The sequence below is a fragment of the Tepidisphaeraceae bacterium genome (assembly GCA_035998445.1).
Classification (GTDB): Bacteria; Planctomycetota; Phycisphaerae; order Tepidisphaerales; family Tepidisphaeraceae; genus DASYHQ01.
Genome location: DASYHQ010000013.1, coordinates 106,572 through 128,155, shown reverse-complemented (window position 1 = coordinate 128,155; position 21,584 = coordinate 106,572). Strand labels below are relative to the sequence as shown.

General features: G+C 64.5%; 11 protein-coding genes. 1 reads left to right on the top strand and 10 read right to left on the bottom strand.

The genetic code is table 11. The features are described from left to right. Positions 1-3: 3 nt before the first annotated feature. The gene (locus VGN72_03865) at positions 4-2,226 is read right to left on the bottom strand and encodes a hypothetical protein (protein HEV7298477.1); all 2,223 of its coding nucleotides are present in this window, start codon (positions 2,224-2,226) and stop codon (positions 4-6) included. Positions 2,227-2,459: 233 nt separating this feature from the next. Here VGN72_03865 and VGN72_03860 point away from each other — a divergent pair, with 233 nt between their 5' ends. Further along, complete coding sequence (locus tag VGN72_03860) at positions 2,460-6,335, top strand: beta-galactosidase (protein ID HEV7298476.1); 3,876 nt, start codon at positions 2,460-2,462, stop codon at positions 6,333-6,335. A 340-nt stretch (positions 6,336-6,675) separates the two neighbouring features. Here VGN72_03860 and VGN72_03855 read toward each other — a convergent pair whose 3' ends face one another. From VGN72_03855 to VGN72_03815, 9 genes are all read right to left on the bottom strand, one after another. After that, positions 6,676-8,247, bottom strand: coding sequence for a hypothetical protein (locus VGN72_03855; GenBank protein HEV7298475.1), 1,572 nt, complete (start codon positions 8,245-8,247; stop codon positions 6,676-6,678). 62 nt (positions 8,248-8,309) lie between these two features. Beyond that, positions 8,310-10,094, bottom strand: coding sequence for a right-handed parallel beta-helix repeat-containing protein (locus tag VGN72_03850; protein ID HEV7298474.1), 1,785 nt, complete (start codon positions 10,092-10,094; stop codon positions 8,310-8,312). 316 nt (positions 10,095-10,410) lie between these two features. Further along, the gene (locus VGN72_03845; GenBank protein ID HEV7298473.1) at positions 10,411-14,763 is read right to left on the bottom strand and encodes a hypothetical protein; all 4,353 of its coding nucleotides are present in this window, start codon (positions 14,761-14,763) and stop codon (positions 10,411-10,413) included. 146 nt (positions 14,764-14,909) lie between these two features. Further along, positions 14,910-15,722, bottom strand: coding sequence for a prepilin-type N-terminal cleavage/methylation domain-containing protein (locus tag VGN72_03840; GenBank protein ID HEV7298472.1), 813 nt, complete (start codon positions 15,720-15,722; stop codon positions 14,910-14,912). Between the two features lie 33 nt (positions 15,723-15,755). Next, complete coding sequence (locus tag VGN72_03835; GenBank protein ID HEV7298471.1) at positions 15,756-16,811, bottom strand: LacI family DNA-binding transcriptional regulator; 1,056 nt, start codon at positions 16,809-16,811, stop codon at positions 15,756-15,758. A gap of 72 nt (positions 16,812-16,883) precedes the next feature. Next, positions 16,884-17,510, bottom strand: a complete 627-nt coding sequence (locus VGN72_03830) for a PEP-CTERM sorting domain-containing protein (protein HEV7298470.1) — start codon at positions 17,508-17,510, stop codon at positions 16,884-16,886. A gap of 336 nt (positions 17,511-17,846) precedes the next feature. Next, positions 17,847-18,851, bottom strand: coding sequence for a zinc-binding dehydrogenase (locus tag VGN72_03825; GenBank protein ID HEV7298469.1), 1,005 nt, complete (start codon positions 18,849-18,851; stop codon positions 17,847-17,849). Further along, positions 18,851-19,843 (bottom strand): zinc-binding alcohol dehydrogenase, encoded by a 993-nt coding sequence (locus tag VGN72_03820; protein HEV7298468.1) that lies wholly within the window; start codon positions 19,841-19,843, stop codon positions 18,851-18,853. The genes VGN72_03825 and VGN72_03820 overlap by 1 nt, the downstream gene beginning before the upstream one ends. A gap of 56 nt (positions 19,844-19,899) precedes the next feature. Then, positions 19,900-20,940, bottom strand: a complete 1,041-nt coding sequence (locus VGN72_03815) for a LacI family DNA-binding transcriptional regulator (protein ID HEV7298467.1) — start codon at positions 20,938-20,940, stop codon at positions 19,900-19,902. Between the last annotated feature and the right edge of the window lie 644 nt (positions 20,941-21,584).

The following is a 21,584-nucleotide window of genomic DNA, read 5'->3' as shown; positions in this document are numbered from 1 at the left end:
AATTTAGTGCCCGACACCACGCCGACGGCGGGCCAGGAACATGAGTGACGCAGCCAACCCGCTCACGACGGCAGTAGGTTCCGGCACCGCGGCAGCGGTGAACGAGAGCAAGACGTCGTTACCACCGGTGAGGTCGCCGGTCGTAAAGTTCGCGTCGTAGTAGATCCACGCCTGCTGGCCGTTCACCGTCAGCTCAGACCCATTGGTCAGGCCCGCAAAGTACCCGTTCACCGGCCCCGCCGCATCGGCAACGCGCATCAGCCACAGTCGGTCTGCCACGGTGGGCAGGTACGACGCGTCCGCCGCGATGTCGAGCGTGGTAAGACCGTTGCCAATGTCGACCGATCCGTTGGACAGAAGCACGTCGTAGATCGACGCCGAGGCGACGTCGAAGCGGACGGTTCCACCATTGGTGCCGAGCGACGCGAGCGTCAGCGTTCCCGTCCCACCGGCCGTCGTGCCTGCGTCCAGCGTGCCGCCGCCGTTCAGCGTGACCGCCCCAACGGCCGAGCTGTTGCCGCCAAGCGTGCCGTTGTTGTTAACAGCGATCGTTCCACCGAGGCTGCTCGACGACAGCAGCAGCCGGCCGCCGTTCACGGCGACGGCTCGGTTGAAGTTCGCGCTGCTGCTATTGCTGAGCAGAAGCGTGCCGGTACCAGCTTTGATCAGGCCACCCTCGACACCGCTATCGGTGAGGTTGGCGCTGATGATCAGGTCATCGTTGGCTCCGGTGTCCGCAACGCTGAAGGTGCGTACGCCACCGTTTACGTCGATCGCGCCGTTGCTGATGCCACGGCGGATCAGGGTCGAGGCGTTGGATCCGCTCGTCGCGGTCAGCGTGAGATCACCGGACAGACGCAGCGTGCCCGATGCGTTGCTGGCGTTGGTCAATGACAGCATGCTGACCTGCCCGCCGTCGGTGCGGGTTGGCTGGGTGATCGTCAGCCCACCCGTACCCACGGCCAACGTACCCGGCACGGCATAGTTCGATCCGCCCGGCGTGCCACCTAGCGAGACCGCGCCGGCCGACAGCGTCGCGCCCTCTGCAACGCTGAACGCACCTCCGGTCGTGCTGAGCGCCGCCACGGTCTCGTTGAAGTCCACTGCCATCGTACCACCAGACATGGTGATCGCGGACGCGTCGTTCACCTGATTGCCGGCCAGCCACGCGATCGTGCCGTTGGTCAGCGACAGGTCGCCACGGACAGCATCCGTCCCCGCGGCCTTGTTCAGGCGAAGCGTCGTGCTGGAGCCGCTTACCGTGGTGGCGCCAGTGTACGTGTTTGCGTTCGCATCGGCATTGCCCAGGACGAGGACGCCCGTGCCTGCAATCGTCAGCCCGTTGCCGTTCCCACCATCGCCGATCGTGTTCTGGAAGGCTGCCGCCACCGTGCCGGCGGTACTGGCGCCGAGGGTGATCTGGCGCGTGGCACCGGTGCCGGCGATCGTTGCCGCGTTCGTGAAGTTCAAAGCGAACGCGTTGCTACGGCCCATCGTAACGTTGCCACCGAGGCTGACGGCGTTGCCGACGGTGCGCGAGCCGCTGGAACTAGTGCCGATCTTGCCAAGGTTCAGCGACAGCAGGCCGCTGGGCTGATTGTCGGAGCCCAGCACGACGGCGCCACCGTTGAGCGCGATAGCCGCCGTCGAGGCGCTGGCCGTGCTCGATCCCAGCACGTACTCCGTCGAACCCGTCGATGCGATCTCGATCGTTGCCCCGGCGCCACCGTAGAACTGGCCCTGGATTGTGACCAGTCCACTGCCGCTACCGGCGAGGGTGAGCGTGGTATCAGCGGCCAGATTGATGTTGGGGCTGATGTTGAACGGGCGCGTGCCGTTCTGCTCGATGCGAGGGCCAACGGCGCCGTTGCTGATAAAGTTCAGGCGGCCCGTTGAGATCGCCAGCGTCGGAGTGCTGCCGGTCCCCGTGAGCTGCAATAGGTTCAAGTTGAACCCGGCCGCGCCCGCGACGATATCTTGAACGGCGGTATAGCTGCCCGAGGCGGAGCCGAAGACGAGCGTGGTGTCGGCCGCCGAGAGGGGAACGGTCCCGGACGCCCAGTTGCCGGAATTGTTCCAGCTCTGGTTTCCCGTACCGGCGGTGGCCCACGTCCACGTGGCGGCGCGAACGGTGGGGGTGATGAAAGCGGACAGGGCGACTGCGGCTGCGGCCGCGATGGCGAGACGTGCGGCGCGGCCGGAGTGGCCGTTCTGAGACATGTGCATGCGAGCTCCTCCGATTGGTCCTACCAACGGTACAATCCCACGCTGCCAACACCACTGTGATGATCCGTAAAAGAACTCAGGTTTTTTACACACGCTTCCCGGAAGGCCCAATGCGCAATATGGTGTTTGCATCGTCGTAGACACATCGTATTGACTGATATACGGGACGTTCCATGGGCTATAGCCGACTCAGCGTTTTCCTGCTTTGCGCAAGTATTCCGCTTGCTGTTCTGATGTGTTTACCCAGCGCGGCTACCGGCGCCCCTGCCGCGCCGATGGGGGCAGCGACCGACGTCGCCGTACTGGTGGACGCCAACACCATCGACGTACGCGACGCTGCGACCAATCAGCGCCGCTACCGCGTGAAGTTGGAGGGCCCGGCCGCCCCACGTGTACGACTGCTCGTCGCCGATGCGGCGGCGAGCACGCCCGGCCCTGAACTGCTGACGGTGCGCGAGGACGGTTACGTCGACGTCTTCCCGTTGCCCGATGGGCCCGCACAGCCATTGAAGCGACTCGGCGTCATCGCGTTGCAACGCGCAAGCGGTGACCTGCGCGTCGTCGGCGCCGCCATGCCTTCGGCACCGGCAACGGTCGCGTTGATCGCGTTGCGCGACGATGCCGGGCAGATCCGCGTCACTTCGTTCGACATCGTGCCTGACGCGCAGGCCTGGCGCGGCCGTTCTTCCAAATCGGTGACCCTTAAAGGTGCAGGGCGTGCTTCCATCAACATTGATGGGAGATCGATGGAACTGACGCCCGCAGCGGTCGGCGTACGGGTGACGGGCGAGGGCATAGCGGATGCGATTTTGCGCGATGATCTTCCCGCCACCGCACTGCCACCCATCGCGCAACCGGCGTCGGTGACGAGGACGGCGACTTGGCAGGCGAGCTATGGCGACGACGATCGGCTGGTCGACCTTCGTCCGCTGCTTCAGCAGTTCGAGGCGCGCGATGGCACGGCGACCGATCCTGAGGGGTCCGCCGCTGGCTTCGTGCTGGCCAAGGACGAGCCGCGCCTCGTGCTGCCGTTGAACGTCGCCCTGTCGCCGGGCACCACGGGCTTGGGCCTTTGGATGACCGAGCGCCGCGACAACGGCGTGCGGTTCATGCTGCGTCAGGGTGGCGTGCGACGCTACGTCGAAAGCGGCTACACCGAGGGCACGGTGAGCGGGCCGAACCAGTTCTTCTGGGTAAGCCATCAGGCCGGCGTGCTCGCGTGGCACCTGCGCCGCGGTCACCTTGCCATGCCCGTGCCAGCCAGCGGGGCTGAAGTCGTGTTGGAGTCGATTGAGATCGTCCGCCGAAAGCCTGAAACGACGATCAGCATCGGCCCGCTCATCGTCACCACGACGGCCGCCCCGGAGCACGCGACGCGCGTCTGGAAGTTGAAGAACCACAACTCGCCCAAGACCGACAGCACGTTCTGGACGAGCGACCGCTTCTACGACTATGGCTTCGAGGCCGAAGCGCGCCTGCGTCCGTCAGCATGGCGACTGGCGCTGGGCAACGATCCCGCCAAACCCGTAAGCCGCCTGCGAGCCGTGCTGCGGACGACCACTGGCGAACCGATCTGGTCGACCAGCCTCGCGCAGGTGGAAGAGTTGGACCGCCCGATCGACCTGCCCCGGTTGCCGGTGGGTTGCTATACGCTTGAACTGACCGCCTTCAACACCGCGGAGGCAGTGGTCGGCAATACCGATTTCAACTATCAGGTCCTACGCGACGATGGCGCCCCTGCAACGCTGCCGCGAGATGGGGCCGCGGCGTACCCGTGGAAGCTGTCCGGCCTGAAGCTGGGTGGCCCGGCGGCCTCGGTAGGTCAGCCGCTGCGATCTACGGTCGACGCAGCTACGCTACTGACAGGTCGGTCGGGCCCGGTGACACTGACGTGGAGCGTGAAGGACGTCGAGGGGCGCGAGCAGGCGGCCGGGTCGGCGGCGCTCACCGCAGCCGCGCCGTCGGCCACGCTGGACCTGCCCACCGCCCGCGGCGGTGGCTTTACGCTGACCATACGGTTCACCGCGACCGACGGCGCGCACTTGGACGGCACCGATTACGTATACGGCGTCGACGCGCCGCTGGCGCCTTCCATGCCCGCCACGTCCGTCCTTCCCAAGCCCACCACGCGCCCGCTCGTGCTCAGTCAGACCAAGGTGACCGAAGATCCCGAGCACACACAGCGGTTGCCGCAATCCACATTGCCGAACCTGGTCGAGTGGGCGTACGCGCACGAGACGGTGCCATCGTTCCTGATCTTCTGGCGTGAGTTGGAGCCGGTCGAGGGGTGCTACAACTGGGACGCCATCGACCGCTACCTCGCCTTCGCCACCGACGGCCGGCAGGCGGCGATCGGCGTGAACTTCAGCGGCGACAACCTGCCCGAATGGCTATGGTTCGAGGAACTGCTGAGCCAGAACCAGCAGACGATCCACCACGACTACCACTACGCCAGCCCGCTTGGCCCGCGCGTTCGCGCGGCACAGGAACGGCTGTGGCGGGCCGTGGTGACGCGGTACCAACGCGACCCGCGCGTCGTGTCGTACGCGTTGCAGGCCGGGCCGAGCGAGGGCTTCATCACCGACACCCCACCGAAGATCGCCGACTACAGCGAGCATGCCGTGAAGGCGTTCCGCGCGTACCTGCGCACGCGCTACGAATCGATCGGCAAGCTCAATGCGGCGTGGAGCGCCACCTTCGCATCGTTCGACGTGGTTCGCCCGCCGATCCCGGACTTCTCGCTCGCGTGGGAGACGTCGGTCGCGTGGTACGACTTCCACAACTTCAAGCTCGGGTTCGTGCCCGATTACCTCGATGCCCTCCAGCGCCTCACGCGCGCAATCGACCCGGACCGCCCTGTCTATATGTACGCCAAGGAGGGCTTCGGCCCGCCCGGTTTGCTCGGGCCGGTGTTCAAACGCAACCGCTACATCTACAGCAACGGCGGTGGTGAGAATCGATCGTCGTTCGTGCAGGCCAGCATCATGCGCGGGCACGGCGTGAACGTGATGGTCGAGCCCGGGCAGGTGCAGGCCAACGTCGGTACCATCGCGCGCCTTTCCTTCTATTCGCTGTTGGCTGGTGGGTACGGTGGGCACAACCTTCAATGGGGACTAGTGTGGGCGAAGAAGCCGCACATCGGCATGCCGGAATACAACGCCGTTGGCGCGCTCTGCAAGGCGATGTCGCAGCATGCGGGCACGCTGGCAACGCTGCGCCCCGCGGTCACGTGGGCGGGATATTACTCATCGACCACCGAACTGCTCCAGTCTCGCTCGATGCGCTGCCTGTTGTACGACGGCGTGCGCGACTTGAACGACGCGTCTCAGACTGTGCTCGCCACGCCATGCGCCTGGGTGGATGATGTGAGCCCGCTCGAGGTCCTGTCCAAGTACCCGCTCATCGTCGATGGCGGAAGCCGCGTGTTGACGCCCGCGTCGGCCGACACGATCGAGGCGTACGTTCGTGGCGGTGGCGTTTTTGTCTGCGATGTGACTGCGGGCATGCATCAGCCCACGACCGCCAAACGGACCGACCACCTGCTGGCGCGGTTCGGGTTCGAGGTCGACCCTGCAATCGACGCGCGCGCCGCAACTATCGATGTGGGTGGCGGCGTCAGCCTCAAGCTCGAGTCGGTCAGCACGCTACGGCCGCTGCCGTCCGACGCGAAAGTGATCATCAGGAATGCGTCTGGAGACCCGGTGGTTGTCGAGCGCCCGCTCGGCCGCGGCCGCGTCATTGTGGTCGCGGGTCAACTGGACCGGCGCGCCTCGGCGGCATGGATCGGCGGGCTCGTCGCGCAGCATGCAGGCATCGCGCCGTACAAAGTGGCGGGCGACCGCGTCCTGTCAGGCATGATGCGCGGCGACGACGGCGCCACGTTCGTGGTGCTGCACCCCATGGCCTACGTGGATGGTCGCGAGGTGGCGCAGGCATCCCTCGACGACATTAGTAGAGCCGGCGACGCCACCGTTACGATCGGCGGTCTTCCCGCAAACGCTAAATGCGTCGACCTGATCAGCGGCCGCGCCCTCGACGTGCGCGACGGCGTCGCCGACATCACCCTGCCGCGCGGACTGCTGGCGGTGGTGCGCATCAGCGAGAAGTAGGTCGATCGGGAATTCAGCCGGCCGCGCGCCGCTCTGTTGCGTTCTCACGAGCCGCAGGCGCGTGGGGTCACCGAGGAAGGCGAACACCCGCGCGATCACGGTCGCCGATGCCGCCGCGCTCGGGAGGCAGGTGAAACGCGATGACCGTGACGTTCCACTCGTCCGTCCCCCGGACAACGGCAGGCGCATCGATGTGGCTCTCGACGCCAGTACATACCCGATAAGCAAACTTCTAGTTGCACTCCCCGCAGTGCGGACGTTCTGAAGCGCGTCTATCCCCGCTAGAAGGACACGGTCGAGCGGGCAATCTCAAAATGCCCTATCTACGTATGGCACTCCTTCAGCGTGCCCGCCTTAGCAGAGTAAATACCCCAATCAGCGACACGAGTGAGGCCGTGGGTTCAGGGACCGGGGTGATGTCGATGTAACTGATCTTGTTGTTGATCGCTGCGGGCCCGTTGGTCAGCGACAGGTAGCCATCCTGTACGAGCACGGTGCCACTAAGGGTGATGAAGCGGCTGTCGCTCGTGGGCTGGCCCTGCAACAGGAGTTGGTCCTCGATGAAGATGCTATGATAGGAATCGGCGTAGAAAGAGGGATCGCCGGCCACGAGGGTGATCTCGTACTGGCCGTCGGGGAGCGCGATCTCCCAGACGGTGCCGCCGTTTTCCTTCATCATGTGGTTGAACGTGTCGTACCGCTGATCGCCGTGGGCGTTGCGCTCGCGCCCGTTCGCGACGTTGTCGGCGTTCCACCCGTACGACTTGCCGTTCCCACGGTCGCCGAAAACATTCCCCGCATCAGCGAGGTAGCTAGCGGGCGTCTCGGATGACGCTGCCTGAAAGTTGATCCGAATCGTGTTCGGATTCGGCTCAGGCGGCGTAACGGGCGGCGGCGGCGCATTGACCGACGGTTGGACCATCAGCTCCTCAATGATGCCGTGCAGATGCGAATCGGTCGCGACGGCGGTCTTCGTGAGATAACGGTGGTTCGGCTTGTTCTGCGTGGTCAGCCACTCGTTATTGCCATTGTTGTAAACGTGGTTGTACCCACCCTCGACATAGCCAAACAGGTCGGCCGTTCCACCCACGCCGTACAGCAGCACGCCTTGATCGGCACTGAATCGGCTGCCCCAGTTGTTGTTGAAGAAACTGTAGTACGACTCGGCCACCGGGTTGGCAGGATCGGAATCCTTTAGCGCGCTACCGGTCTGGATGTCCTTGGCAATTTCGTTCCCGACGAACGTCATCTGACCGGGCCAGTTGTTGATTACGTCCTGTGTATACGGCGTCGCGCCGGCGTGGCTGTAGTTCCAGCCCGGCTCGGTGGACCTCGGGAACCGTCCACTGCCGATGACGACCTCCTTCACCTTCCGCTGGATGAGATCAGCGCCGCCCAGGTCGCTGTGGGCGTCGGCCGTCGACTTCATCAACCCCTGCAGGTTGGTCATGAAGCCGACGCTGACGATCACGACGCTGTTGTCCGGCTGCGATGCGAGCAACTGCCGGTACAGCGACGTCGCGTCGGGCGCGGTCGCCCGCGTCTGGTCGTGCGCGTACTTGCCGGCGATCAGTGGCACGAACGCGCGCGTCGCGTCCTTGTCGAACTCGAACGCCTTCAACGCGCCGATCGGCACGTTCGGGCGGCCGTAGTACGTGTTGATGACGTCGATCGCCGCCACGCTGTGCACGTAGGTGCTGTTATGCATGACGCCGAGGATGTCGGCCTGCCCGTTGTCCGCCATCGCGTGCAACATGGCGAGCGTGCCGGCATCGTCAACGTCGGTCGAAAAGTCGGTGTCGTAAATGACCTTCGTCTGCCCATCGACGTTAGCCGCCAGCAGCGTGGCGGTCATCAGCGTGGCGGCGAGGGTCAGGCGACGCGTGGGACGAAGTCGTGCGATATTTTGCATGGTGTTTTCCGTTGATAGATCTTCCGCGCGTGCGGTACCGCGGGCGGCAGTCTGCGACTGCGTTACTCCAGTTTGCCCAGGCGAACCCCGGGCACCTCGCCCTTCGGGTAAGCGCCCATCTGCAACGCCGGGCTGTCGGCCGGCACGCGGAAGTCGCGCTGGGGGAAGTTGGCGAACTCGAAGGCGGCCATGGTGCTGCCGGAGTCAAGAGACAGTTCGTGGCGCACCGCCTCCAGATCGGCGTACCGGCGATGCTTGGCCCAAGGCAGGCCCCAGTTCCAAAGCGTCCCCTTACCCGACGGCCAGAGCAGGTTGTTCTCGAACTTCAGGTTGAGTGTCTCGAGCGACAGGTCGTCCGGCACCCCGCCGCGATGCTTGGCCTTGTACGCCTCGGCGTTGTCGACCATCCCCTTGGCCAGCGATTCCTGCATCTCGCCTTGGATCGCAGCGGGCCAGTAGCGCAAGTCGCCCGTCTCGAACCAAGCCCAGATTTGCCCGTCGCGGTTGAGGGCGATCGTGTTGTTGCGGACGATCGCGTCGCGGTTCCACACCGGGTGCTCCGCCGTCCCGCTGGGGTCGCCGATCTTCGGAGTGGTTCGCAGGTGCTCGCGCAGCTGGAAGCCTTCCTTGTTGCCCACGATCAGGTTGCGCTCGATCACGCACCCCGGCGACGAGGCGATCGAGAGGCCACCCGACGCGCCCCACGCGCCGCCGTACGATTCGAATCCGTTGCCGACGATCACGTTGTCGTGCGCGTGCATGCCGAACGAGATCTCGTAGAACAGGCCGACGTTCTCGTTGTTCTCGATCAGGCAGTTGCGCACGATGGCGTTCTCATTGCCCACGTCGAACCAGAGCCCTACGCCGCGATTACCGCTGAACGTGCAGCGTTCAATGACGACGTCGCGCGCCATCACGATTTTGTTGCCGCCTGCTTCCCAGCTGCGATTGAAGTTATTCGTGTTGTTGTCGCGCGTGACCGAGTCGACCATCGTCAGGCCGTGCGAACGGTAGGCGCTCCACCCCTGCTGGCCGTTGCGCTCGAACGTGCAGCGGTTCACGCGGATGCGCTCTCCCGTGAAGCTCGCGCCGTTCGTGTTGTTCTCTGTGAACGTGCAGTCCTCGATCAGCAGGTCGTTCCCCTTGAAGTTAACCGCGCCGCCCTGCGCCTGGTTGCCCGCCCGGCGGAAGTGAAGGCCGCGAATCGTGACGTGGGCGCCCTCCTGCTGCCAGAGCAGCGGCCGCACCGAAGCCTCGACCGGGGGGTCCCCTTCGACCGAAGACCCAAGCTTGGCGTTGTTCGACGCCCACACCCAGAGCCGCTTGGCCTCCTCGTCGATCCAGAACGTGCCGCGGGACAGTTGCGCGCGCTTCAGGACCTGGCGCATCGGGTAATGGTCGACGAACACCTGTTCCATTCGGCCGAGCAGCGCATGCCAGTCGTCCTTGGGATAGTGCTTGTCGCCGCCCCACGTCTTGATGTCGTAGGGGAACGGCGCCGAGAAGATGCGTTCCTCATTCGTCCCCTCCAGCCGCCAGTCGAGAAGACGGTCGGCCCCGGTAACCACCACGTGCGCCGCCGGCGCGGCCTCGAACACGATGGGTTGCTCGGCCGTCCCGCTCGTGGGCACGTAGACCTGTTCGCGATAGGTGCCGGTATGGATGCGGACGGTGTCCCCCGGCTGCACCTTGTGGGCGGCCTCGCCGATCTTGCGGAACTGCACCGCCGCGTCGACGTCCTCCAGCGGGGACGGCGAGACGTGGTACGTCTCGGCCCAGGTGGCAGAGGCAGCACAACAAAGAAAGGCGATCGTGGCAAACGTTGTATGGCGGCGGTGAACGGTCATGGGTGCAAATCCTCCTCGGTAGATACGCTAGGGCCGCATCGCGCTCAGCGTGCAGCGGTCAACAGATAAGTCAGGTTGCGCCGCTCGGGCGTCAACCGGGCAACGACGGGAAACGCAGACCAACTCGCGCGCCCGTCGTCAAACGTCGATGAACACAACAGCCGATTCGCGCGCCGGCGACACTACCTACGAGTGGGCCGGTAGCCTGCACGGGCTGGCCGCTCAGGTACGCGAGAAGCTTCTTGCCGAACCCGCTGGCGGCAAAGGCGGAGGTCATCTGACGAGCATGCATGAAGGTCGTTCCTGAGCGGTCGAGTTACCAGCGGCAGTAGCGGTACGGGTCGTCGCCGTAGGCGAAGTCGGTTCGGAAGTCGGGATGGTACCAGCCGCGCGTCGGTTCCCGTTTCGGCGACAGCTTGAACTGCTGCGGCTTGGCGCCGAAGCCGACGCCGCCGTAGCGGTCGAACGTGCGGATCGTGATCGTGTTCATCCCGGGACGGGTCAGCTCGGAGGGGACGTTATAGAGGCGCGCGTGCTCGTAGAAGCGCGGCGTCGCGATATCGGTCCGGCCGACGAGTGTGCCGTTCACATAGGTGTCGTCGAAGTCGTCGATCGGACCCAGGTCGAGCTCTAGGTCTATCCCCGCCCACGCGGCGGGCACGTCGAACGTTCGACGGAAGACGGCTTCGCCGTCGGTCTTGTTCCAGCCGTCGCCCCAGTTGTCCCAGAAGCCGGGCAACGCTAGTTCCTGCCACCCGGCCTCGGTCGCTGCGCTTGTGGAGGAGACGATCGACTGCGCCTCTGGCGAGAGACCAGGATCGGCGTGCGCCGCTTCGAACGACGCGGCCGCCTCGAGGACAAGCGTGCGTTTGGCCTGCCAAGATCCCGCCAGTTCAAGAGCATCAGGCACGTCGGACGGTTCGGCGAAGAACTGCGCGTTCGTGCGGAACTGGCCGCCCATATTCGCGATCAGTTGCGACAGCGCCCGCGTATGCCGCCAGCGGGTATATCGCAGGTACGGTTCCTTCTGGGTGTCCAACGCCCACGGGTTGACCTGAGACGAGACCATAACGCCGGTGCCGACCGTTTCGCGCGCCAGCAACCCGTTGGCAGCCACCTCGGCGCGATCGGCAATTTTCCAGGCTGGCACATCGACACGGGTGCGCAGATCGGAACCGCTCAGGCCAACCGTCTCTGGCCACTGCGGCACTTCTAATGATCCTGCGAACTTCTTATCGTTCGCATACGTCGCCAGGCTAGACTTGCCGTCGGCCGATGCCAGCACCAGCACGCGCCCGCCCCGCTCGGCATATTGCCGAAGGGCGTCGGGGGCGATAGTCGACGCGGGGTCAACCAGCAGCAGGCCGGGCTGCTGGGGTGTACCGGAAACGCGTTCAAACACGACGCCCAGTTCCGTCAGACGGTCGTGCAACGTTTCACCGCCGATGTACGATGCGGCCGTCTCTTCTGCTGGCACGTGACTCAGACTGTGGCTAACGATGCGCTGCGCCAGCAGCGCCGCTGCGGGATCGGACGCGGCGTGGTCTTCCAGATCCAGCGTGCAGATCGTCACGCGGCCGCGGCCGTGCTGCATCGTCAATAATGGGGAGTACATCAGGTCGAACCCGCATTCGATGAGCGGCGTCCAACCCGACTGGTGCGGCTTCTCGATCGCAACCGACGTCACGCCGCCATACCCGCCCCAGCGCCAGCCGTGCCAGGGGAAGCCAACGTAGTTGGTAACGCGGATCGTCTTGTCCAAGTAGTTCGGATACGGATCGACCACGCGGCTTTCGCCTACCCAGTCGCGCAAGTCGTCGGCGTCCAAACCACGGGTGATCGGGTGGTCAGTGGTGACCGGAAATGCGCGTCGTTCGATCAGCGGATGAACCCGCAGCCCCATCACATCGGTGAAGAAGTCCGGGTGCTGGCTCATCAGCAGGAGCGCGCCTCCCTGCTCTACCCAGCCCTGCAGCTTCGAGACCACCTTCGGATCGTCCTTTGTCGCATGGCTGCCGATGATCAGCGTCGTCGCGTCTCCAGGCGTATCGACGTGCTGGACGTCGAACCCAAGTTGCTTCAGCATGGCCGCCGACTTGCCTTGCGGATCGATGACGGCAACGCGCTGCCTGGCCGGTGCCGGGGTGGGATAAACGCGGAAAGCAAAGCGATCCTCGTGGCGGGTGCCACCCACCTCTGCGGTGAGGACAATGGCGCCATCAGTCGCGGCGGTGACCATCGGCGCCTTGATCTCGATCGGCACCATCCGGGTCTCGGCGACGCCGAGCGACGCCGTCTCCGTCCGCCGCAGAACTTCGTCGTCGCCCAGCGTCACCACGACGGACCACGCGGCCTCGATTGGGTCGCGGCGATCGTTCATCAGTACGATTTGCTTCGTGAACGAGCCGCCGGCCGTGAAGTGGTGGTCCTGCGACGTCACTCGTTCGGGCTTGCCCGCGATGTAGGCCAGCGTGTCGCGATTGTTGTTCAGCAAGGCCTCACCACTGGAGAGCACCTTCGCGCCAGCCGGCTGATAGGGATTCAGGAACCGCGCCTTGACCGCCTGCGGCCACGATCCACGTTGGCCGGGAGCGGGCGGGGCAACTTCGACCAGCCGTTGTCCCGCATCGCCCGAATGGTCGAACCCGTGCGCATCATCCCACGGAACGAGCCCACCGGTGACGCCCAGCGCGCGCCAGCTGCGCCATGTCTCCTTGATGAACAGCGACTGGATGCGGTTGGTCACGGGGCCATGGTTGATGTTGGGATCGCCCCAGAACGAGCGGTACATCTGCGACGAATCCTTTTCCTCCTTCGCGTCTGCGGGCGCGAACTTGCTACGAATGGAATCTCGGTAGCTCTGGGTCTCCAGCGCGTATGCCTGTGGGCCCAGGTACGCCGCCGCGAACTCGCTGACGAGCGGTTCGCTGTGGCTGGCCCCTTCGCCGCGACCCCATCCACCGCCCCACCGACCGCGCATGTACGACGTGTGAAGCGGCGCGCCGAACTCGACGGCCATGTACGGCATGTCGCCGTTCTGCGACCACTCCGTCAGCCACTCCATCCGCTCCTGAAGCGGAACCCAACAGAGATAGTTGTTCAGCGCGTACACGTCCCCCACCGGCCCACCCTGATGCACCAGTACCGGCCGTGTGGGGTCGAGCGACTTAACGATCTCCACACCCTCTTTGCCCAGCGCCATCCGGCGATGCCAGCCAGCGTCGAAGTAGTCGGAGTGCCAGATGGGCTGCGCCAGCGATTTGCCCATCAAGACCGGGTTCTGATCCTGGGCGTGCCCGAACGAGTTCGGCGTGAACGACCACATCACGTGCGACGGGCTGTTGCGCACCCGGCGCATCGACGCGGCCATCCGGGCGATGTAATCATCCTTTACCCCAGGCTCGCCCCACTGGCTGAAGAGCGGGTTCATCGGGAGCGCGATCGAGCCAATCGTAATGCCGATCTCGTCGGCCAGTTCACACCAGGTTTGGCAGACGTCGCGCGACCCGCGGGCCGCAATGTCGACCGGCCAGATCTCGACGAAGTTGAAGCCGGCATCGCGGTACGAACGCAACACCTGAGAGATGACCTCGCGCGAGTCGCCGATGCCCGTCCAGTCGGGCGCCAGCGCGTTGATAGGCCGCAGGCGGATCTCGCTGCCGTTCAGCATGAACTTTCGGCCATCGATCCAGAACTCGCGGAAGCCGAACCGCTGCGGCCGCTGGTCGTTCAGCCCGGTGCCGTTCACCTTTACCATGGCGGTGTACAGCTCGGGCTTGCCCACGTCCCAGAGGCGCGGGTCGGCCCACGGCCAGCCGATGGTGATCGTGCTGTTCGCGCCAGCCTTGGCATCAACGGTTTGCGTGAACTGCTTCTCGACTTCGCCGCGACCGTTGAGCATGTCGACCGTCACGGTCACCGGGCCGTCTGCCTGCACGTCGGCGATGTCGACGTCCAGATCGATGCGTTGTTGCCGGGTGGACGTGCGGATGCCGACGTCAGCGATATGCGCCCCAGCCGGGCGCGACACGAGCAGCACATCGCCGGTCAGGCCACAGGTGGCCAACTGCGACTTGGCCATGTGGCTCTGTCCGAAGCCCATGAAGACCTCGACCTCCTTCACGGTCGAAGCCGCAGCCACGAGCACCTCGATCGTCGCCCGCTCGCCCGCCTTCACGGCGTTGTCGATCCGGACGGACCCGCGGGGCCAGTTGATCTGCCCGCAGCGCTGGCCGTTCACAAACACGTCGGCGTCGGTGCTGACCCGGTCGAGGAGGAGCTCGATCGCCCGTCCATCCCAAGTCGCCGGAATGTCGATCTCACGTCGGTACCACCCCTTGGCCAGCTTCAGCAGGTCCAGATTGTCCCACGTTTCCCCGCCGCCGGGAGATTCGACTTTCGGCAGCCCACCGGCCGGCTTCCAGCTGCCCGGCACCCGCAGTTGCCCCCACGCCGTCGGCACCGCGCCGCGCTCAGCCGCACCAACGGCGGGCTGGAACTGCCACACGCCGTTCAGGACGATCTGGTCACGCACGGGCGACAGCACCTCTATTGGCGCGCGGTCCCAATCGAGCTGATCGCCAACCAGCGATGCCGCCGGCTCCGCCAAGGTGAGCGAGGCCGTTGCGAGGGAAACCGCAATGCACGTGCTGAGCACCTTCAAGATCATCTGGACCCTACATCATTGGTGACATCGCTGCGCGCCAGCATGGGGCACACGGCACGGTTGATTTAACGAGAGTCACATTGACGAACGAGCCGGTGGTCCACCGACGGAGAACCACCGGCTCGTCGAAAGGTGAGCAACGCGTGCGATTAGCGGTAGAAGTTCACAATCGGCGAGGCCCACTGGTGTGCGGCCGTCGGATGATACGTCTCGGAGCGACGCGCGCTGTCGGCGTGACCGTCCAAGAACAGGTAGTTTCCAGCATCCTTCGTGTGACGGCCCATTCTGACGTTCGCACCGGTCGGTTGATTCCAGTGCGATTGCTGGCTATGCAATTGATAATGGCCCGAGTCCCCAATGATGACCTTCTGAACGGCATTGCGTATTTGGGTCCGCTTGAACACGTACTTTTTCTGCCAGTATGGGTTCGAGGGGATATCCCACCAGTGCCAAGCCGTTCCGGGCATATTGTTCGACTTTGACGCAGCACCATCAGGGCCGGCAAACACGCTCATCCCGTAGCCGATCTGGTGCTGCAAAGTGGGGCTGGGCGGGTAGCTCGCATCGAATTCCGGACACATGAAAGCGGATCTGCGAACAGATTCGACATATTGATCGACCGGGACTGGAGGACTGATTTGAGGACCCGGAATGTACTTGCCGGCTACTAGATACTCCATCCACCAGCGGGTGTCGGGAGCAGCATTGGGATACATTTCCGACCCCCTGTCGAACGGCACCAGATAGCCTGCGTTATCGTTGGCGTAAAACTGCATGCTCATCCCGATCTGCCGCAGGTTGCTCTGGCACTTCACGTTCGCCGCCGCGCGGCGTGCCTTGTTGAGCGACGGTAGCAAGATCGAGATTAACAGTGCGATAATGCCGATAACGACCAGCAGTTCGACGAGCGTAAACCCAGCGACGCGGCGGCGGGCATCAGTTGATTTGCGGTTGATAGACATGGGGAAACTCCTAAATTAGAAATGATCAGGTGCTCACGCGTGGTGCGGTTCTGGTGGGGCTCCACACGTATTGCCCTCCACCAGCGTGAACCGTAATGCCTGGGGTGACTGAAGCTCATCGCGGTCCTCGAGTCGCTTCAGGAGCATGTTGGACGCCGCGGCGCCCACGGACTTCCATTGGTGCCGCATCGTGGTGATGCACAGGCCGCTGGGCGCTACGGTCCAGTCTTCAAACATGATCAGCGAGTAATCGCGTACCGGGCTCAGGCCCCGCTCGGTCGCCGCCTGCACGATCTGCAGTGCCGTCGCACCGCTGTAGGCGATGAACGCGCGGGGACGGTCGGGCGCCGCGAACACGCGGCGGGCCGCCTCCAGTCCGGTTGCCGGCGACATGAAGTTGCGCCCGTCGTGAAGCACTCTCAACGACACCCCGGCCTCGCTGGCCGCGTCGGCACAGCCCTTCAGGCGGCTCTGAATGCTGTAATGAATCGCGCTCTGCGGCAGCGTGTCCGACTCGCGCAGGCAGCAGTAGTCGACGTAGGCGATGTCGCGGTGCCCAAGCTTCAGTAGATGCTCGGCGGCGTCGCGGCCGCCGCCGTAGTCGTCCAGGTAGACGCAGTCGTGCGGCTGCTTCGAGTTGATCCACACCGCCGGGATGTTGTGCCGGTCGATCAACTCCACCAATTGCGGTGGCACGGCGGCGAAGTAGTTCAGCAGGAGGCCGTCGGCCATGTACTGCCGCAGGATCTTGGGCATAACGGCGACGTCCGTCAGCTTCTCGTCCGGCATCCGCACGACGCTGATGTGGTAGTCGCGGGCGGCCAGCACCGATTCCACACCGTCGAACAACGCCCCGCCGAACAGGCTGCTGCGGTACGACACCGTGCTCTCGACAATCGCGACGCACCCGAAGCGCCCTTGGCGAATCGCGACGGCCGATGTGTTCGGCCGGTACCCCAATTGGTCGGCCACCTGCAGCACGCGGTTGCGCGTCTCCTGCGCGATCAGCTCCGAACCGCGCAATGCGTACGAGACGGTCATCTGGCTGACGCCCGCTATCTCGGCGACCTTCTTCTGGGTGACGATCACGTGTAAACCTCTCAGGTAAATGGAATCACATACCAATATACCTTCTCCGCCGCCGCTCCACTGCCCGATCTCTTACTTGCAGGATCGGTCGTTCCGGCGGCGCAGCATCGCGATGCTCGCCAGGCCCATCAGTGAAAGCGCCGCGGGCTCTGGAACCATCGTTTCGACAGCCACCAGATCGAAGCTGTTCAACGCGATGTTTCGCTCTGTACCACCGGTCTGCTGGATCGTCAGCACCAGGTTGCCGCTGGCGTCGCTGACGAAGCGTTCCAAATGCCCGGCCCGTTGCGCGGTGGTGTTGTTGACGTCGCCATCACTTTCACCGCCACCGTTCTGGTAGACCGAGTCGTAGTTGTCGCTGGCCGCGTAGAAGTCCTGATCACCCGTTCCCGAGATCGTGAACGAGTACGTGCCGGAAAGCGCGTTCCAGCCGTCGAAGATGCGGAACCGCGCCTCGTACGTCGTGTGCGCCACGAGCCCGCCCACGGCCAGGCGCATCGTCGCGTACCCGGAAGTACCGGTGCCACCACGAAGGAAATCCTCGATCGCGTGCTCGAGGCCGCCGTGATCTACATAGGTGCCGCGATCACGGTAGGACAGGAGTCCCGTGGTCGGGGTCGAATCGGTGGGCGAGACGATCGTCGAGATCACCAGAGACTCGCCCGCAGAGCCGGCGGCAGGAACACTAACTGTGCTCACGTTCGGTGTTTGAAGACCCGACACCCCGATGTAATCCGCCTGTACCCGCTGCCCGTTCAAGCCGAAATCCAAGTGAACGGCCGCCCCCGCATCGGTCGCAGCCACCAGTGTCGAAGCAGAGAACACGCACGCTGAAACGATCCCACGCTGCATTATCATAACCATTCCTAAAATAGGCCCAGACCCCAGTCCGCCGAAGTGTTTTTACGTAACAAGAGGAATCTACATCCTGATTTCCCTTGATGCAAAAACATTCCCACTTTGTACGTAAAAGATAAAAAGTTGCTCTAGAAGAGGAACGGGCAGTTGGCTTGGGCGGACTGTAGCAGTCGCCCACTAACTTGGATCAACGCGTACAAAACCTTTCAGCACTTCCCCACGCCGAACCTGTTCGAACGCGCCAACGGCCTCATCCAGTGGCCAGGTGTGGGTGACGAACCATTCTCGCTTGATCCACCGGCGGAGCATCAAGTCGGCAACCCATGCGTATGTCGCTTGCTCGCGTACGTCGGCCTGGGTCCAGCGGGCGCCAAACGATGCGCCGTCAGGGGGCGCCCCGTAGGCTGTGGCAAAGCCGTCGGGTTTCAGTAAGCCGATGAGTTGTTCGGCAAAGGCGACGTCGCCGATCGCTTCGATCAGTCCGTCCGCGCGGCCATCAGCCCCCAAGGCGCGCTGAACCTGATCGACCCAATCGCCTGCAGTCGTGTCGACCACTGCGTCGGCACCTACTTCGCGGGCCCGTTGCAGGCGTTCCTGGCGACGGCCGAGCGTCACCACGTACGCGCCGGCCAGCTTCGCCCATAGCGTGAGCGCAAGCCCGGCAATGCCGGTGCCCGCGACGACGATCCGCCGCTGGCGCAAGTTCGGCAGCCCGCTGATCACGCTGGCGGTCTCGGCGAGGCTGATGGCCAACGCGGCATCGATCGGGTCGAGCGCCGGCGGCACGACGATCTGCCGTTGCGCGTTGTAGTCCTCCAGCAACGAAGGATCGCCGTCGGCCGCCATCGCGCCGGCATCGGTGACGACGCCAAACTGCGCAAACCCACCCATTGCCGAGTTTAGCTGATCCGTTTTCGGCAGCACCACGCGAGTCACGCGATCACCGACGCGGAACCTGCGCGCCCGCTTACCGACCGCCACCACGGTTCCGACCGATTCGTGCCCCAGCACGAGCGGGAACGGGCCCGCCCAGGTCATTTGGCCGTTGATGATCTTCCAGTCGGTGCTGCTGCAGATGCCGCAAACCTCGACCTTCACCAGCGCCTGATACGGGCCGATCGCCGGTTCCGGCGACTCGCCGAGCGTGATCTTGCCCTTTTCCGGGACGATTAGCGCGCGCATCAGATGCCCTTCCAGTCAAAGACCACGCCGAGCGTGTCCGGATCGTTGGCCGCCAGTTTCTGGTAGATCGCCGGCGCGTCACCGACCGGCACGAGGTCGGTCACGAGCGGCCGCCAGTCCAGCTTGCCGTAGCGCATGAGTTCCAGCGTGCGGTCGGTGTCACCGATGCCGCAGGTGATGGCGATTTTGGGCTTCTTCATGTGGGTAGCGTGGAAGTCGAACGTGATCGGCTTGGGGTACCACCCCTGCATGAGGAACTGCCCTTCCCACCGCAACAGCGCCACGCACTCGGCGAACGCTTCGGAGCGGCCGGTGGTGTCGATCACAAGGTCGGCGCCGTTGGGGCGCAGTGAGGTCACGAGTTGCTTGAGGTCGCCATCCCGCGGGTTGGCGACGAGGTCGGCGCTGTGGGCCTTGCTGAGCTGCAGGCGCTTGGCCGACAGGTCGGTCGCGATGACCGTGGCGCCGCGCAGGCGCGCCAGTTGCGCCGACGCCTGGCCGATCAACCCTTGCCCGGTGACGACCGCAAGGTCGCCCGGGCGAATGTCGAGCATGTCGATGCCGCGCAGGCTTACCGCCGCCAACGCAGCCAGTGAGGCGGCAACCGGGTCCACCTCGTTGGGGATCACGCGCGGCGGTGGATCGTGCTTCACCGGGACCACCGCCAGCGAGACGTGCCCGGCCATCCAGGTCGCCGGCCATTGCGCCGGCAGACGGCTGGCGTGCCACAACACGCGCTGCCCCACCGCGAACCCTTCGACGCCTTCGCCCACCTGTTCGACGACACCCACGGTCTGGTAGCCGGGCACCGTTGGAAACTGCAGCTCAGGCCGGTGCCCGGTGTAGGCCCAGATTTCGGTACCCTGGCTGACGCCGGAGTACTCGGTTCGCACCAGCAGTTCGCCAGCGTCCAACGCGGGTGGCTCGTATTGCACCATCTCGCAGGCGTTCGCACGTGGAAAAACGACGGCGGTTGCTTTGGTCTTACTCATAGTTCAATTCCGATTCTCTCAGATGGCTCGTGACGACTGATTATTGCAAACCTCGGTCAAGCTGCTTCGATCGGGGGTGGCGCAACCGTGGTGCCCTCTACCCAGCAGAGCGGAACGGCGACCGGTTCGATCGACTTCGCCGGCACCTGGATGCGCTGCGCCAGTTGCTCGACCGCGCGGTCGGCGACGGTCGCCTGCGGCACCAGCATGGCCGAGCACGCCACGCCCCACGCGTTGGCCGTCGGCTCGGCGCTGAACGCGATGAGCGACAGGTCGTGCGGGACGCGCAGCCCACAGCTGCGCGCTGCGACGAGGACGGCCGCCGGCTCGCGCATGGAGTAGGTCAGCACTGCCGTCGGTCGATCGGGGCGCCGGAGCCATTGCTCACTGATCTCGATGTCGTCCCGACCGAGGCTGACGCCATCGAGACAGATCGACTCGGCCGCTAGTCCCGACTCGAGCATGGCCTTCTCATACCCGGCCGCCCGGTCGGCCTCGCTGTAGTGGCGCGACCGCGTGACGTACCCGCGCGTGTAATTCAGGTAGGCGATCCGCCGGTGGCCCATCTCGATCAACCGCCGGGTGGCGTCGTAGCCGGCGCGCAGGTCATCCGGGAAAACACAGTCGGCGGCGCGCCTGGCGTTGATCCAGATCGCCGGGATCTGGTGCCGGTCGATCAGGTCGGCCAATCGCTGCGGGATGTCGGTGATGTAGTCGATCAGCAGACCGTCGCTCGTCCACTCGCGGAGCACCTTCGGGACGAATGCCTCATCGGTCAGCTTTTCGTCCGGCAGGCGCGCCAGGGTGAGGCTAAGGTCGCGCAGTGCCAGCGCATCGTGAATGCCCCCGAGCAGGCTGTCGGGCAGGTAACCGTGGAACGGCTTATTGCTCTGAACCAGCGCCACGCTCCCGAAGCGCCCGGTGGAGATCGCCTTTGCCGCGCTGTTGCGCCGGTACCCCAGCTCAGCCGCAGCGGCGAGAACGCGATCGCGCGTCTCCGCGCGGAACGTACGGCCACGCGTGCCATTCAAGATGTAGCTGACGGTCATCAGCGACATGCCGGACCGAGCGGCCACTTGTTTGATCGTCACCGACATGCTGCTCCGGATTCAGACAATGTACATCATGGATCAAAGCGTTACAACTGTTCGGTATTCGAAGGTTTTCGGTAATTCCAGATGCATTGTGCAGCGATGAGCCAACGGTCAGCAGGCCCAGCGCGATGATCTACCACTAGATGTTCGACTGGCGTACCGATCGGGGACCGATCGATGTTGGCCTGATCGGCGACGGGTGTTTTGGAACCTCGATGGTCACGTAGTCGACTCTTACGGCCAGCGGACAAAACCCCTGCATTTGATCATGAACGTGTCATCCCGATGGGAGGCTTGCCGACTTGAGGGATCTCGCCTGGCTGACGGTGCGGGCCGTGGGAGATCCCCCGGGATGACAGGTTGAGCATTGCCCGGGATTTATCCGCTAGAGCGTGTTATGCACTTTCCAGCTCAGAAACTGGCTTGGGTGCCACGGTTTGGTACGCCAAGCCGTGCCGGTACACGCAGACACGGCTTGGCGTACCAAACCGTGGCACCCAGCGTCGTCACGCCTGCGTTACTGACCCCGAAAGTGCCTAACACGCTCTAGTCTTTAGTCTCCCATCGGAATGACAAGGGCACTCGAGGCGAAAGGGTTTTGTCCGCCAGCCTTTAGCAACCCGCTCGGCGTGCCCGCGATGGCCGAC

Bases quoted from the DNA above. Each gene is read 5' to 3' on its own strand.
- VGN72_03865 (HEV7298477.1), bottom strand. From the start codon at position 2,226: ATGCACATGTCTCAGAACGGCCACTCCGGCCGCGCCGCACGTCTCGCC.
- VGN72_03860 (HEV7298476.1), top strand. From the start codon at position 2,460: ATGTGTTTACCCAGCGCGGCTACCGGCGCCCCTGCCGCGCCGATGGGG.
- VGN72_03855 (HEV7298475.1), bottom strand. From the start codon at position 8,247: ATGCAAAATATCGCACGACTTCGTCCCACGCGTCGCCTGACCCTCGCC.
- VGN72_03850 (HEV7298474.1), bottom strand. From the start codon at position 10,094: ATGACCGTTCACCGCCGCCATACAACGTTTGCCACGATCGCCTTTCTT.
- VGN72_03845 (HEV7298473.1), bottom strand. From the start codon at position 14,763: ATGATCTTGAAGGTGCTCAGCACGTGCATTGCGGTTTCCCTCGCAACG.
- VGN72_03840 (HEV7298472.1), bottom strand. From the start codon at position 15,722: ATGTCTATCAACCGCAAATCAACTGATGCCCGCCGCCGCGTCGCTGGG.
- VGN72_03825 (HEV7298469.1), bottom strand. From the start codon at position 18,851: ATGCGCGCGCTAATCGTCCCGGAAAAGGGCAAGATCACGCTCGGCGAG.
- VGN72_03820 (HEV7298468.1), bottom strand. From the start codon at position 19,843: ATGAGTAAGACCAAAGCAACCGCCGTCGTTTTTCCACGTGCGAACGCC.
- VGN72_03815 (HEV7298467.1), bottom strand. From the start codon at position 20,940: ATGTCGGTGACGATCAAACAAGTGGCCGCTCGGTCCGGCATGTCGCTG.